General features: G+C 70.8%; 9 protein-coding genes. 6 read left to right on the plus strand and 3 right to left on the minus strand.

Going from position 1 to position 13303, the window contains the following annotated elements:
* Positions 1–41 precede the first annotated feature (41 nt).
* The gene (locus tag BXU09_RS14225) at positions 42–1037 is read right to left on the minus strand and encodes an aldo/keto reductase (protein ID WP_078304432.1); all 996 of its coding nucleotides are present in this window, start codon (positions 1035–1037) and stop codon (positions 42–44) included.
* A gap of 77 nt (positions 1038–1114) precedes the next feature.
* Here BXU09_RS14225 and BXU09_RS14230 point away from each other — a divergent pair, with 77 nt between their 5' ends.
* The 4 genes from BXU09_RS14230 to BXU09_RS14245 all read left to right on the plus strand — a co-directional run bounded on the left by BXU09_RS14230 (position 1115) and on the right by BXU09_RS14245 (position 6298).
* Positions 1115–2512 carry an MDR family MFS transporter gene (locus BXU09_RS14230; RefSeq protein ID WP_078304434.1) on the plus strand — a complete coding sequence of 466 codons (1398 nt, stop codon included), beginning with the start codon at positions 1115–1117 and terminating at the stop codon, positions 2510–2512.
* Positions 2513–2561: 49 nt separating this feature from the next.
* Complete coding sequence (recG, locus tag BXU09_RS14235) at positions 2562–4904, plus strand: ATP-dependent DNA helicase RecG (RefSeq protein WP_078304436.1); 2343 nt, start codon at positions 2562–2564, stop codon at positions 4902–4904.
* Positions 4904–5260, plus strand: coding sequence for a DUF705 domain-containing protein (locus BXU09_RS14240; RefSeq protein ID WP_078304438.1), 357 nt, complete (start codon positions 4904–4906; stop codon positions 5258–5260). Before recG ends, BXU09_RS14240 begins: the two co-directional genes overlap by 1 nt.
* Positions 5261–5503: 243 nt before the next feature.
* Positions 5504–6298: a hypothetical protein gene (locus BXU09_RS14245; RefSeq protein WP_055363428.1), complete on the plus strand. Its 795-nt coding sequence runs from the start codon at positions 5504–5506 to the stop codon at positions 6296–6298.
* Between the two features lie 239 nt (positions 6299–6537).
* On the opposite strand, the gene BXU09_RS14250 is transcribed toward BXU09_RS14245, so the two are convergent.
* The gene (locus tag BXU09_RS14250; protein ID WP_078304442.1) at positions 6538–8577 is read right to left on the minus strand and encodes a VWA domain-containing protein; all 2040 of its coding nucleotides are present in this window, start codon (positions 8575–8577) and stop codon (positions 6538–6540) included.
* 179 nt (positions 8578–8756) lie between these two features.
* A complete protein-coding gene (locus BXU09_RS14255) occupies positions 8757–11393 on the minus strand; it encodes a YhgE/Pip domain-containing protein (protein ID WP_078304444.1) in 2637 nt (878 codons plus the stop codon).
* A 138-nt stretch (positions 11394–11531) separates the two neighbouring features.
* On the opposite strand from BXU09_RS14255, the gene BXU09_RS14260 reads away from it, so the two are divergent.
* Both BXU09_RS14260 and BXU09_RS14265 read left to right on the plus strand, forming a co-directional pair.
* The gene (locus BXU09_RS14260; protein WP_078304445.1) at positions 11532–12155 is read left to right on the plus strand and encodes a TetR/AcrR family transcriptional regulator; all 624 of its coding nucleotides are present in this window, start codon (positions 11532–11534) and stop codon (positions 12153–12155) included.
* Positions 12156–12438: 283 nt separating this feature from the next.
* Positions 12439–13281: an SDR family oxidoreductase gene (locus BXU09_RS14265; protein ID WP_078305052.1), complete on the plus strand. Its 843-nt coding sequence runs from the start codon at positions 12439–12441 to the stop codon at positions 13279–13281.
* The last annotated feature ends 22 nt before the right edge of the window (positions 13282–13303 follow it).

Here is a 13303-nt window from a genome sequence, read left to right on the forward strand (position 1 = left end):
TCGCAGCGTACCGCGCGTCCGGAACCCCCCGGGGCGGGTCGTTACTCGGCGGGGAGGTACCAGTTGCGGTCCCAGCGGTGCGCGTGGAGTTTCTGCACCTGTTCGGCCGGGAGGCCCTGACCGTCGGCAATGGCGGCGTTGCGTTCCACGTTGCGCACCGAGCGCATACCGACGATCACGGTGGACACGGCCGGGTGGCTCAGGACGAAGCGCAGGCTGGTCTCGGCCAGCCCGTCGGTGCGGATGCCGAGGTCCTGTTCGATGGCGCGCAGGCGGGGTTGCAGTTCGGTCAGGCGGTTGCCGCCGAAGTACCCGTTGCGCCAGTCGCCTTCGGGGAAGGTGGTGTCTGCGGTGAGGGTGCCGGTCAGGCTGCCCTCGTCGAGGGCGACTCGGACGATCACGCCGACGCCGTGGGCGTGGCAGGCGTCGAGCAGGCGGTCCTGGGGGGACTGGTCGAACACGTTGTAGATGACCTGCACGCTGTCCACCGCTCCGGCCTCGACGGCGGCCACGGCGTTGTGCGGCTGGTGGTCGTTGATGCTGATGCCGAAGGCGCGGACCTTGCCGTCGCGCTTGAGCTGGGTCACGGCGTCCTGCCAGTCGCCCTGGCCCAGCCAGGAGTCGTTCCAGACATGGAGTTGCTGCACGTCGATGGTGTCCAGGCCCAGGCGGGCGAGGCTCTCGTCGGTCATGCGGATCAGGTACTCGCCGGGGTAGGCCTGATCGGCGGTGGTGGCGGGCGCGGCGGGCCACTGCATGTTCAGGGGGCTGATCTTGGTGGCGACGAGGGTGCCTGGGTGTTCGCGGGCGACCTGCCCGACGAGGCGTTCGCTGTGCCCGTTGCCGTAACCCATGGCCGTATCTATGAAGTTGCCCCCAAGGGCGACGTAGCGGCGCAGGGCGGTGAGGCTCTCGTCGTCCTGCGCGCCTTTCCACATGTCCGCGCCGATGCCCCAGGCGCCGTAGCCGATCTCGGTGACGCTCAGGCCGCTGCGGCCCAGGGGCCGCTGGTGAAGTGGGTTGGTAATGGTGGTCATGCCCTGACTGTAACGATTCAGAGTCCATGAATCCAGTCCCGCAGTCTTCATGACCGCGCCGGGAGTACCCTGCGCGGGTGAGCGCTCCCCCCACCCCCGCCGCTGCCCCCGCCATCTCGCCGCAGGTCCGGCAGCTCGCCACGGTGGGACTGGTCGTGGGCGTGTTCCTGGCGGCGCTGGAGGCCAGCGTGGTCGCCACCGCCATGCCCAGCGTCATCGCGGACCTGGGCGGCGAGAGCCTGTACGCCCTGCCGTTCGCGGTGTACCTGCTGACCAGCACGGTGTCCAGCCCGCTGTGGGGCCGCGCGAGCGATATTGTCGGGCGGCGCCGCCTGTACCTGTGGGGCGTGGTGATCTTCCTGATCGGGTCGGCGCTGTGCGGCCTGAGCACCTCCATGACCGCCCTGATCCTGGCGCGGGCCGTGCAGGGACTCGGCGCGGGCGCCCTGCTGCCCCTCACGCTGACCATGATCGGCGAACTGTACACCCTGGCCGAACGCACGCGGGTGCAGTCGTTCATCTCGGGCGTATGGGGCATCTCCGGGCTGCTGGGGCCACTGCTGGGCGGCTGGCTGACCGAGAGCCTGTCGTGGCGCTGGACCTTCTACGCCAGCCTCCCCTTCGGCGTGGCGGCCCTGCTGCTGGCCCTGCGCTTCCTGCCGGAGACGGGGCGACCCCGGCCCGCGCGACTCGACTGGCCCGGCGCGCTGCTGTTCACGGCCGGCAGCGGCCTGCTCGTCTGGGGCCTAGAGCAGCGGCAGTGGCTCATGGTGGCCGGCGGCCTGCTGACCCTGCTGGCCGCCGTGCTGGTCGAGCGGCGGCACCCGGAACCGCTGCTGCCCATGCGCGCCCTGCGCCAGCGGCTGCCGCGCGTGGCGTTCGCCGGGAACCTGCTGGGCGGCGCGGCGTACTTCGGCGTGATCGCGTACCTGCCGCTGTACGCGCAGGGCGTCAGCGGGGGCGGCGCGACCTCGGCCGGGGCGATCCTGACCCCCATGCTGGTCGGCTGGACCCTGACCGCCATCCTGACCGCGCGGCTGGTCCGGACCGTGCCGCTGCCCCGCATCGCGCAGGCGGGCTTCGCGGTACTGGTCGTCATGTTCGCCGCGCTGACCTTCGCCGTGCACGCGCCGCTGTGGGTCACGAGCGTCCTGGGTTTCGCGGTCGGGACCGGCATGGGGCTGGCGATGCTGAGCCTGCTGCTGGCCGCGCAGGAAAGCAGCGCCCGCGAGGACCTCGGGGCCGTCACCAGCGGCGTCCTGTTCGCCCGGCAGATGGGCGGCGCGCTGGGGGTGGCCCTGATGGCCCTGCTGATCGGATCGGCCGCCATCGAGAGCGGCGGCTACCCGCTGGCCGAGGGACTGCGCCGCGCGTACCTGCTGGCGCTGGGGCTGGTCGCCGCCGCGTTCGCGCTGAGCCTGCTGCTGCGCCCCACGCCGGTCAGCCGCCCGGACCGGCCCGTGCCCATGGAATAACGCCCCCCTCACGGACACCGCCGCGCGCCCTCTGCTAGCCTGAGCGCGCATGGCGACTGTGGCGGAACTGCGGGAGAAATTGCGGCGGCCCCTGAACGCCGAACTGGCGGGCGGCTGTCAGAACCGCGTGGTGGCGGGCGGCGTGGAGCGGTTGCTGGCCTCGCCGCTGGGGAATCCCTTCCCGAAGGTGCGCGAGGCGCTGCGCGGGTACGCGGAGCTGGACGGCCCGGAGCGGGAGGCGGCCCTGCGGGGGGCGCTGGCGCTGCTGGCCGACCCGGACGCCCCGAAAGCGGCCGCGCCGCGCGCCGCGACCCGCGCGGCCCCCCCGACCGCCGCGCCCGGCGAGCGCCTGCCGCTGGACGCCGAGATCGCCCGGCTGGACACCGGTCCCGGCGGGGCGCGCAAACTGCAATCCCTGGGCCTGCACACCGTCCGGGACGTGCTACACGCCTACCCGCACCGCCACGAGGACCGCCGCGCCCTGCCGGACCTGTCGGAAGTCGAGGACGGCCAGAAGGTCACGGTGGAGGGCAGGGTGGTCGCCAAGTCGCGCCGCAGCCCGAAACCCGGCATGCAGATTCTGGACGTGACGCTGGAAACCCCGTCGGGCGGGCGCGTGAAGGCCACGTGGTTCAACCAGCCGTGGGTGGAAAAGCAGCTGCGTGAGGGCGCGCGGCTGGTCCTGACGGGCCGCGTGAAACGCTTCGGGCGCAGCGTGCAACTGGGTGTCGAGCACCTGGAAACGGTGGACGGCGCGCAGGACAGCCTCAGTACCGGGCGGATCGTGGGCGTGTACGACAGCAAGGACGGCGTCTCGCAGGAATTCCTGCGCCGCGCCGCGCACCGCGCATTGCTGGCCGCGCCGCTGGACGATTACCTGCCCGCGCACTGGCGGCAGAAGTACGCCCTGACCGACCTGGGTGACGCCCTGTGGGGCATGCACTACCCGGCCGACGAGGCGCAACTGGCCCGCGCGAACCACCGCCTGCGCTTCGACGAGTACCTGTTCCTGGAACTCCGCATGCTGCTTCAGGGTGAGGACGCCGTGCTGGAAGGCAAACGCTTCGGCGCGAAAAGCGAGGACATCCACACCTTCGAGGGCGCCCTTCCCTTCCGCTTCACGAACGCCCAGCGGCGCGTGCTGCTGGAAATCACGGACGACATGCGCAGCGACCGCCAGATGGCCCGCCTCGTGCAGGGCGACGTGGGCAGTGGGAAAACGGCCGTGGCCGCCTGCGCGCTGTACCTCGCGGTGCGCGACGGCTACCAGGGCGCGCTGATGGCCCCCACCGAGATTCTCGCCCGGCAGCACTACGCGAACCTCGTGGGGTACCTGGGCAAACTGGACGTGCGCGTGGGCCTGCTGATCGGCGCGATGACCCCGAAGGTGAAACTGGAGATGCAGACCCGCATTGCCGAGGGAGACGTGGACGTCGTGGTCGGCACCCAGGCCCTCATTCAGGAGAACGTGCGCTTCGACAACCTCGGGCTGGCCGTCGTGGACGAGGAACACCGCTTCGGCGTGCAGCAGCGCCGAAAACTCCTCGCGGGCCGCCCCGACGTGCTCGTCATGAGCGCCACGCCCATCCCCCGCTCGCTGGCGCTGACCGCCTACGGCGACCTGGAACTCTCGGTGATCGACGAACTGCCCCCCGGCCGCACCCCCATCGAGACGAAACTCGTGCAGGACACCGCCCGGCAGCAGGCGTACGGCTTCGTCATGCGCCAGATCCGCGAAGGAAGACAGGCGTTCGTCGTCACCGCGCTGATTGAGGAAAGCGACACGCTGGAACTCCTGGCCGCCACGCAACTCGCCGACGACCTGAAAACCATCCTCCCCGAGGCGCGCACCGAGGTCCTGCACGGCAAGATGAGCGCCGCCGAGAAGGACCATGTGATGGACCGCTTCCGCGCGCACGAATTCGACCTGCTCGTCTCCACCACCGTCATCGAGGTCGGCGTGGACGTCCCCAACGCCAGCGTGATGGTCATCGAGAACGCCGAACGCTTCGGCCTCGCCCAGCTGCACCAGCTGCGCGGCCGCGTCGGACGAGGTAGCGCCAAGTCCTACTGCGTCCTGATCGCCGGGGAACACAGCAAGAAAACCCGCCAGCGCCTGAAGATCATTGAAGGCTCTACAGACGGCTTCGTCATCGCGGAAGCTGACCTGAAACTGCGCGGCCCCGGCGAGATCCGGGGCACCCGCCAGAGCGGCATCCCGGACCTACGCCTCGCCGACCTCGCCAACGACACGCAGATCATCGAACAGGCCCGCGAACTCGCCAAACACATCCTCGCGCACGACCCCAGGCTGGAACACCCCCGCCTGCAATACCTGCGCAGCGAGTTGCAGAACCGCAGCCAGAGCGTGGCATTCCGCGAAGTGATCTGATGACCCCTCCCCCGCTGATCGTGTACGTGGATGTGGACGAGACGCTGGTGCGGAACGTGGGGCGGTCACGGGTGCCGATCCCCGGCGCGATCGCGCATGTGCGGGAGCTGGCGGCGCAGGGCGCGGAGCTGTACTGCTGGAGTTCCGGTGGAGCCGCCTACGCGCGGGACAGTGCGCGCGAGGTGGGGCTGGATGGCGTGTTCATGGCGTTCCTGCCCAAGCCGCAGGTGCTGCTGGACGACCAGCGGGTCGAGTCGTGGCGGCAGCTGGTGCAGCTGCATCCATTGTCCTGCCCCGGCGAGTCGGTGGAGTCGTACCGGGAGTCGCTGGACAACACCCGCCGGTCAGAGCGGTGAGGCCCTGACCGACGCAGGGTAAATCTGCCGGAATTCGGCCGGATGGACTGGAGTACCGGGTGCTCTGGGCAGAAGGAGAACCGGCTACGGGGGTTGTCGCCGCGCCTGCTTGCGGGTCGACGCTCCAGCGGAGCAACCGCCCTCCCGTTGTGGGGGGGCGCGTCAGGGACATCGGCTCCATGTCACGGCCGAATCGCCCAGGTTCATTCCTGGTGGGGCTGTCCGGCAATTACAATTCACGGCATGTTCAAGCCACTGTCGGGCCGAAGAGTACCCTCCGGCGTTCTCGGCCTGCGCGCGCTCGTGGTGGGCAGCGTGCTGCTCGCGCTGTCGTCATGCACGTACGTCAAACTCCTGACTCAGCAGCCGGAGATCACATACGATGCCCGACTGGGGGCCTACTCGTTCGTCGGGCCGATCAATTTCGGCACTGCGGAACGTCTCAGGAAGGAGGTGCCCGATGGGTCGAAACTGATCTTCCAGAGTTTCGGTGGGCGTTCAGAAGAAGCGCAGCAGATTGCCCGTTGGATGAAATCCCACCGCATCAACCTGACGATCAGAGGGTACTGCGTCAGCTCGTGCGCAAATTATGTGGCCGGGGTACCGGGCGCGCAGTGGGGACAGCCGACGATTCTGCTGTTTCATGGCGGTGAGCAGTCTACGTACGTCGCGCCCTGTACGGGTCTGCCCGGATGCAGATCAGATGCGGCGAGCGACCGCGCTGCCTTTGCCCAGGAGTTCGGGTTAAATCCTAATTTCGTGGTTTTTTCGGGCAGGGCGGTCGAGTCCGTGTTCGCCCAGCGGGCCGCGACGGATGGCGCGCGCCGCCTTCCAGGGCTGCCACTTCCATATTTCTGGGCTCCGAGTCGCGAGGAATTGAAGTGTTTCGGGGTAGAGGCGGAAGTGTCGAGCCTTGCGGACCTTCCCATCAGCGACAGTGCGCGGAAGTGGTATTTCACGACCGCTGAACTGTCACCTGCGCTTCAACAGGAGTTTGGTGTGATGTGCGCCCAGTTCCGATCTCACGTCAGTCAATGAGACGAACTCCGGTTGAATGGGCTGCAAAGACCGCTGGGTCTGACCGGATGCGACTCGTAGAGCTGCGCAGCAGAGGAGCCGAAGCGGGCTGCCGGACGTGGCGCCGTCAATCCGGTGAAGTTCCGGATTGTCCGCAAAATAAACGGCAGTCTGTACGATGACCCCTCCCCCGCTGGTCGTGTCCGTGGATGTCGTACCGGGCGGCCCTGTCGCGTGGCCGCCCGGCGTGACCGTCCCGTCTACTTCGTGACGGTGAACGGGATGCTGTGCAGGGTGGGGTTGGGGCTGGCGGCCTCGGTGGAGTAGCGGATCTCGTACTCGCCGGGCTGGGCGGGCAGGGTGAGGCGGCCGGGATTGCTGTCTTTGGTGTAGAAGTAGTCGAGGTACGCGCCGACCGGGGCGCCCCTGGGGACGATGGTGACGTAGTCGCCGGGGTTGTTCGGGCCGGTCCAGTTCACCTGGATGGTGGTGCCGGCCTTGCCCTGGCGGGGGGCGCTGAGGCCGTACGCGGCGGCGGTCAGGCGGATGGGGGTGCTGGTGAGGGTGGGGTTGGGGCTGGTGGCCTCGGTGGAGTAGCGGATCTCGTACTCGCCGGGGGTGGGGGGCGTGGTCAGGGTGCCGGGGTTGGCGTCTTTGGTGTAGAAGTACGCGAGGTACGCGCCGACCGGGGCGCCCCTGGGGACGATGGTGACGTAGTCGCCGGGGTTGTTCGGGCCGGTCCAGCCGACCTGGATGCGGCTGCCGGCGGTGGCGGTGGGTGGGGCGGTGACGGCGTAGGCGCTGGCGGTCAGGGTGATGGGCGCGCGGGCCAGGACGCGGCCGGAGGTTTCGTTGTTCAGGCGGACCTCGTACGCGCCGGGGGCGGTGGGGGTGGTCAGGGTGCCGGGGTTGATGCCGGTAGTGTAGAAGTAGCGGGTGTACGCGCCGGGGTCGGCGCTGGCGGGGACGATGGTGACGTAATCGCCGGGGTTGTTCGGGCCGGTCCAGCCGACCCGGATGGCACTGCCGGCGGCAGCCGTGGCGGGCGCGGTGACGCTGGCGGCCGTGCGTTGCGGCGTGAAGGGGGCGCTGCGGCCGATGACGCGGGTGCTGCCGTCGGAGTTCGCCTGATGGTAGCGGGCCTCGTGGGGGGTGGTGTCGTCGGGGACGGTCAGGGTGACGGTGCCGCCCGCGCCGGTCACGTACTCCCAGTCGAGGTAGGCGGCGTCGGGGTCGCCGGGGCGGGCGAGGGTGATCCAGGGGCGGCCGGTGGCGGCGGGCGCGCCGCTGAACGTGACCGTGGCGCGGCCCCCGGCGGTGGGAGCGGCGGGCGTAACGGTCAGGGTGACGCGGCCGGTGGGGGTCAGGTCGAACGTGAAGCGGTTGGGGCTGCCGGCGCTGACGGTCAGGCCCGCGAAGGTGCGGGTGTCGGTGGCAGTCCTGACGGTGGCGGTGTACGCGCCGGGTGGGACGCTGGCCGCGTACGCGCCGCTGGCGGGGCTGAGGCTGGTGGCCCGGCCGCCCGTTGCGGTGAAGGTGACGGTCGGGCCGCTGGGAACGGGATTCCCGCCGCTGGTGAGGGTGACGGTGACGGGCAGGGTCTGCGTGGCGGGCGGCGCGACCTGCGCGGTGGCCTGACCGAGCGCGGCGGCCAGTTCGGGGGCGCTGCGGGTGTTCACGAAGGTGCCCACGCCCGCGAAGGCCTGCGCGGCGCGGTCGTTCAGGTCGATGCCGATCACGCGCAGGTCCACCTCGATGCCGCGTTCCCGGAAGGCTTTCAGGGCGTCCTGGAGGTTCCCGCCGCAGGATTCCAGGCCGTCCGTGACGAGCACCACGAGTTTGCGGCCGGGGGTGGTGGGGAAGTCGCGGGCGGCCTGCGTCAGCGAGTACACGATGGGCGTCGCGCCGCGTGGGCGGGTGGTCCGGACGGTGTTCAGCAGCGCGGCGCGGTCCACGCCGGTCATGGGGATGGTCAGGGCGCTGTCCTGGCAGGCGCCGGCGTCCCCGGCGTTCGTGCGGGCGCCGTACAGGCGCAGGCCCACGTTCAGGTCCGGGCGGTCGGGCAGGGCGGCGATCAGGTCGCTCAGGACGTCCTGCGCGGCAGCGATGCGGGTCTGCCCGCCGGGCAGGCGCGTGAACATGCTGCCCGAGGCGTCCAGGATCAGCTGCACGCTGGTGGGACCGGCCTGCGCGTGGGCGCCGCCGGCAAGAGCCAGCGTCCCGAGGAGCAGGGCAGACGCGCCGCGCAGCAGGGTAGCGGCGAGGGAACGGGACCGGCGGGTGGGGGCGGGTCTGGGCATGGGACTCCTTGTCAGGACCGGTGCGGGGCAGCGTCACCGGGCCGGGTCGAGGGCGGTCCAGGGGGGGGTCTGTAGTGTACCGGTTCGGGCGCGGCGGGGGGAACGGGTGACGGGCCAGAGGACGCGCGAGACGTGAACGCCGCCGCTCCCGGCTGGGGCGGCGGCGGACAGGAACAGGGTTACCCGACGTCGGTGATGATGGGTGAGCGGAAGCGGTCGTCCGGGGTATAGACCCAGCGGCGGCGGCTGAGCAGCGCGACGATGAACCCGATCAGGGCGACCAGACCCATGCGGCCCATGAAGTCCCAGTACTGGCCCTCGAAGGCGCCGAACATGGCGTGCCGAAGGGCGTTGATGAGTTCCGTGACGGGAATCAGGTTGTGGATGGCCTGGAAGGCGGGGCTGGAGAGTTCAACGGGGTAGCTGCCGCCGCTCGCGGCGAGTTGCACGATCAGCAGGATCAGCGCCAGGACGCGCCCGGCCGGGCCGAACAGCAGGTTCAGGGCGAGGATCACGATCAGGAAGGTGACGCTGCCCGCGAGGCTGGTCAGCAGGACCTGGGCGGGATTCATGAACGGCACGTCCATCAGGTGAACGCCCAGCACGACGATGCCGGCCTGTCCGGCGACGATCAGGAGCGGCACGCTGAGTTTGCGCAGGACGCGGGCGACCTGTCCGGTGTGGCGGCCACTGTCGGGAATCAGCAGGAACGGGAAGATGAAGGTGGTCAGGGTCGCGCCGACCCACAGGGCCAGGGCAATGAAGTACGGCGCGAAGGCGCTGCCGTTGTTGGCGACGTTCGCGAAGTCCTCGGTGCGGACCTGGACGCTGCGGGCGAGGCCGTCGGGGTCGCCGCCGAGCTGTTCGGTGTCGGTGGGGATGCGGTCGCGCAGCGTGACGAGGCCGTCCCGGAGCTGGCGGGCGCCGCTCTGCAGATCGGCGGTGCCGGTGCGGAGCGTCCCGGCGCCGGTGGCGAGGCTGCGGGCGCCGCCCGCGAGCTGCTCGCTGCTGCTGGCGAGGGTCCGGCCGCCGCTGCTCAGGGCGTCCAGGTCCTTCTGGTCCGGGAGCTGGGCGGTGATCTGCCCGAGGGCGCTCTTGATCTTCAGGTTGCCGTCGATCAGGGTGTTCACGCCGGTCTGGAGGGTCCGGGCGCCAGCGGCGAGTTGCGTGGCGCCGGTCGCGGCCTGGCGGGTGTTCGTGGCGAGGGTGCCGGCACCGGTGGCGAGTTCCTGGGTGCCGCTGCCGAGCTGGGCGGTGCCGGTGGCGAGCTGCGCGGCTGCGGCGGCGGCTTTCTGTGCGCCGGTGCGGGCGCTGGCGGTTCCGGCGGCGAGTTTCGCGGCGCCGGCCTGCAGCTGCGTGGCGCCGCCGCTCAGGTCGTTCAGGCCACTGCCCAGGGCGGGCAGTTGCGTGGCGAGGGTCTGGGCGCCCCGGCTGGTGGCGGCCGAGGCGGCCTTCGACCCCTCCAGGCCGGTGGCGAGGCTGGCCGCGCCGGTCTGGAGGGCGCGGGCGTTCTGAACGGCGGGGGTGGCGTTCAGGGCAGCGGCGAGGCTGGTCGCGCCGCTCTCCAGGGACTGCGCGCCGCTCTGGAGGTCGCCGAGGCCGGTGTCGAGTCTACCCAGGCCGGTGGCGAGTTGCGCGGCCCCGTCCGAGGCCTGTTTCGCGCCCGTCTGGGCCTTGCCGAGGCCGTCACTCAGGCGGGCAGCGCCGCTGGCGAGGGTGGCGGCGCCGCCGTTCAGGTCGCCCAGGCCGGTGGCCAGGGCCGGGAGTTGCGCGGCGAGCTGGCGGGTACCGGTGTCCACCTGGGCGGCGCCGCTGCCGAGTTTCTTCGCGGCGGCGGCCAGCTGTTCGCTGCCGCTGGAGAGCTGGCCCAGGCCGCCGGCCAGGGTGTCGGCGCTGCTGGCCAGCCTGGCGCTGCCGCTGCGCAGCGGGGCGAGCTGTTTCTCGCCGGGGGCAGCCGCCCCGAGTTGTTTCAGGCTGCTGCTCAGTTTGCTCACGCCGCCCGTCAGGCTGCCGACGCCGCCGCTGAGGTCCTGGGCGCCGTTCGCGAGGTCGCGGGCACCGCCCGCCAGGGTGTCCGCGCCACCGGCGAGGGTGGTCGCGCCGCCCGTGAGTTTCCCGCTGCCGTCCAGGAGGGTCTGCGCGCCGTCTGCGAGTTTCACGGTGGCGCCGTGCAGGTCCAGGAAGCCCTGCTGGACGTCCGCGAGGCTGTTCTGCACGACTTCCCAGCGGTTCTCGCCGAGGGTGGCGTTCAGGTCCTCGGCGATGGCGCTGGCGACGCGGTCGGCGACGGTGCTGGCGTAGTAGTTCAGGCCAGGGGCGCGGTAGAGCCGGAGCAGGCCGTGTTCGCTGCTGTTGCCGCTGACGGCGCGGCGGCTGAAGTCGGCGGGGATGGTCAGGGCGAAGTACACCTCGCCGCGCCGGACGGCGGCCTCGGCCTGCGCCTGGGTGGGGTAGCGGCGGAACTGCACGGGTGGGTCTTTGTGCAGTTCGGTCAGGAGTTCGCGGCCCACGTTGACGGGTTCGCCGCGTGAGACGGTGCCCTGGTCGAGGTTGACGAGGGCGGCGGGCAGGTCCGGCAGGTTCCCGGCGGGGTCCCAGACGCTCATGAGGTACACGCCGACGTAGATCAGCGGCACGAACAGGAAGGCGGCGGCGGCGGCCCACATGATCGGGTAGCGCCACAGGCTGCGTTCGGCGGCGCTCAGGGCGCGGTAGTCGGTGTTCAGGCGCCTGCGGCGGGGTGTCTCGGGGCTGGGAGGTGTGGCGGGGCTGGGGGGTGTGTCGGGAGTGGGGGCGTCTGGAGGCAGTGTGTTCATGGGGACCTCTGCAACGGGAATTGCGGCGTGTCATGAATTGACACGTTGTCAGTTCACGGAGTATTCCCCAGAAGGTGACATTCTGTCAATGGACGATCTGTCAGATGACAATGCGTCAGAGAGGTGTAGACTGTAGGGATGCAGAGCCTCTCCTCCGCCCGCAGTCCCCGCCGCCTTCCCTCGGCCGACCGCCGGCAGCAGATTCTCAGCGGCAGCGAGGCCCTGTTCACCACCCGCGGCTTCGAGGCCGTCACCATGGGCGACGTCGCCCGCGTGATCGGCGTCTCCAGGCCCACCATCTACAGCTACTTCACGTCCACCACCGACATCCTCGCCGAACTGCTCACGGCCCGGCTCCAGGACCTCGAAACCCGCCTCGCCCCGCTGCTCGCCGAGATTCACAGCGGCGAACGCACCCGCCCCTTCGCCGCCCTCCTGAACGAACTCGTGCAGGAACAGTCGCTACTGACGCTGCTCCAGAGCGGCAGCGGCCCCGCCTTTACCCGCCGCCGCCAGCAGGTCCTGGCCGACCTCGAACAGCGCCTGCACACCCACCTGCCCAGCGAGGGCGCCCGCACGCCCTACCTGCTGACCTGCATCACCATCCTGCTGCACGGCGCCGCCGCGCACGCCGTGAACGCCGGACTGAGCGCCGCCGCCACCGCGCAGCTCGGGCAGACGCTCGACACCCTGCTGAACACCGGCGTGCAGGCCTTCGCCACCCAGCCCGCCCCGGCCGGTCCGGACTCCGGCGACCGCTGAACCCGCCGGAGTCGGCGCCACGGCCGCGCGGCCCTCACGTAGGCTTCATCAGGACGTCTTCACCAAGCTGTGACAAAGCTGTGAAACGCACCCGCTACACTGACCCTATCAGCGCACACAATCCAGAATGCGGGCCGGGTGAAGTCCGCAGCGCCAGGAGGCTGAACCGCACAACGGGTTCAGCCTCCCTTTCGTGACCCGGCGCCCGGCACGGCGTTCCACCGGGCGGGATTGTCCTTTATGCTTCAGCCCCCGCCACGCCCCGCCTTCTATGCTGGGCGGCATGACGTCAGACCGCACGCCCCCGACTCCGACCCCCTCCCTGCACGACCAGCGCGTCCTGGTGACCGGCGCGACCGGCGGCATCGGCCTGATCACCGCCCGCGAACTCGCGGCGCGCGGCGCTCACGTCACCATCGTCGGCCGCCACCCGGAACGCACCCGCCTCGCCGCGCAGCAGACCGGCGCGCAGGACTTCATCCTGGCCGACCTGTCGGAACTCGCGCAGACCCGCCGCGCCGCGCAGGAGTACGCCGCCCGCCACGGCCACTTGGACGTCCTGGTCAACAACGCCGGGGCCTTCAATGCCCGCCGCGCCGAGACCCGCGAGGGCATCGAGCAGACCTGGGCCCTGAACCACCTCTCCCCCTTCCTGCTGACCCGCGACCTGCTGCCCCTGCTGCGTGCCAGCGCCGCGCCGCGTGTCGTGACGGTCGCGTCGGCCGCGCACACCACGGGCCGCATCCGCTTCGACGACCCGGAATTCCGGCGCGGGTACGGCGGGTGGGCCGCGTACGCGCAGAGTAAACTCGCCAACATCCTGTTCGCGCGGGAACTCGCGCGGCGCGAACCCGGCATCCGCAGCAACAGCCTGCACCCCGGCATGGTCGCCACCGGCTTCGCGCACAACAACGGCGGGTGGGTCAGCCGGGCGTACCGCGTCGTGGACCGCTTCGCGATCACGGCCGAGCAGGGCGCGCAGACCAGCATTCACCTCGCCAGCAGCGACGCACCGGTATCTGGAGCGTACTTCAGCGAGTCGCGCGCCGTGACGCCCGCCCCGCAGGCCCGCGACGACGGGGCCGCGTTCCGCCTGTGGATTCTCAGCGAGGGCTACCTGGACTGACCGGGCCAGCCCTGCGCACCGG

This window comes from Deinococcus sp. LM3, assembly GCF_002017875.1.
Taxonomy (GTDB): domain Bacteria; phylum Deinococcota; class Deinococci; order Deinococcales; family Deinococcaceae; genus Deinococcus.